Below are 1,597 nucleotides of genomic sequence, written 5' to 3'. Positions count from 1 at the left end.
GCATTCTCGCCGCCGATAAGCGCGATCTCGTCGAATTTTGCGACGCGATGGTAGCCGTGCGGGTCAAACACCATCACCTCGCCCCCCCAGATCGTGCCGTCCGTGCCGTAGCCGGTGCCGTCGAAGCAGAAACCGAGGTATTTTTTGCCGCTAAAAAGCAGCTCATTTTGCGCTAGATTCGACACCAGATGCGCGAAATGGTGCTGGTAGCGGATCACTGGATATCCGCGCTGCTCGAAAAATCGCGTGTGCGAAAACTGCGGGTGCAGATCCGCGATGACGGCGTCGAACTTCAGCTCGTAGGCGCGCACGAACATATCCAAAAGCGCGAAAAATCGCTCATTCGTGGCGACGTTTTTAAGATCGCCGATGTAGGGCGAGATGAAAATTTGCCCGTCTTTGTAGATCGCAAACTCATTTTTAAGCTCCGCTCCGAGCGCCAGGAAAGTGCCTTTTAGCTGGAACTTGCTAGGGAAAATTTTTGGATTCATTCCGCGAGATGTTCGCAAAAATAGCGCGTGATCTAAAGCGTCCGCTTCGGCGGAAAAATTTGTGTAGCTCGCCAAATTTGCGCTACTTGTCGGTTTTGCGGCATTTGCGAAATTTACGGGGCTTGTGGGATTTGCATCGTTTGCTAAATTTGCGATACCTGCGGCGCAGGCGGATTTCGTTTCGCAAACAGGTTTCGCTTCGGCGACAGAATTTGCATCGTTCTGGTTTTTTTGAGGCGCTGAATTTATGGCGTTGGAGTTGTTTTTGGAAGTAAAATTTACGACGTCGCAACTTGTATCCGTATCGGAAGGTCTTTGCGAGCTCTCAAAATTTAGCCCGTCCGTGGAATTTCCATTAAAATTTTGCGGTGCGATAAGGGTTCGTACGGTCGCAGAATTCTGTGTTAGAATGGAATTTTGCGCAGAGTTTTCCGTCTGGGTACAGGTCGGAAGCGATGCGGAAATTTTACCGGAGCTATAAGCCGTTTTTGAACCGGGCGCCGAAGCTCGCGCTTCAAACTGCGGTAAAAAGGCGATGCTATCGTCGCTCGGCGTTAAAATTTCGCGGTCGTTATCCAGGTAAAACGAGATGACGCTGCCTAGCTTCGCGCGCAGCTCCTCGGCGTTAAAAATAATGGGTTCGCCGCTAATGTTGGCGCTTGTGGCGACGATCGGGCGATCAAAGTATTCAAAAAGCAGCAGATGCACGCCGGTGTTGGCTAGGAAAATGCCGACTTTATTAAGGTTCGGCGCCACGCTTGGAGCGATAAAAATCGCACCCGCCTTAAAAATCGCAGAAAAGCTTGCGGGCAAACGCACGAAATCGACCTCGCTATCGGAATGGGCGCCGCGCGCGTCCGCCGTGCACGCCTGTGCAGAGCATGAATCTTGTAAATTTATCGTCTGTTGCGAACCAGACTCGCACGCAGCGCATTGCGAGTTTCTCTTATCAGCTGCAAGCTGTAAATTTGGCTCGTTAATTGTTTGCCGCGGTTCCAGCTCGCCTGCTACTTGCAGCAAGCTCGAATTCGCATCCATGCTCTGTAGGTTCGCATTTACGGCATATCGGAAGCCCTGCATATTCGCCGAATTTTGCGAAATAGACT

Annotated in this window: 1 protein-coding gene; it reads right to left on the bottom strand. The window is 51.2% G+C overall.

The window, feature by feature from the left end; genetic code table 11:
• Positions 1 to 1,597 (bottom strand): Sua5/YciO/YrdC/YwlC family protein (locus Q0614_RS03880; protein WP_298786674.1); only part of this gene is annotated, 1,597 nt, incomplete at both ends.

Source organism: uncultured Campylobacter sp. (assembly GCF_937997595.1).
GTDB lineage: Bacteria > Campylobacterota > Campylobacteria > Campylobacterales > Campylobacteraceae > Campylobacter_B.
The sequence above is the reverse complement of the archived record's forward strand: the minus strand, read 5'-3'. Positions and strand labels throughout refer to the sequence as shown.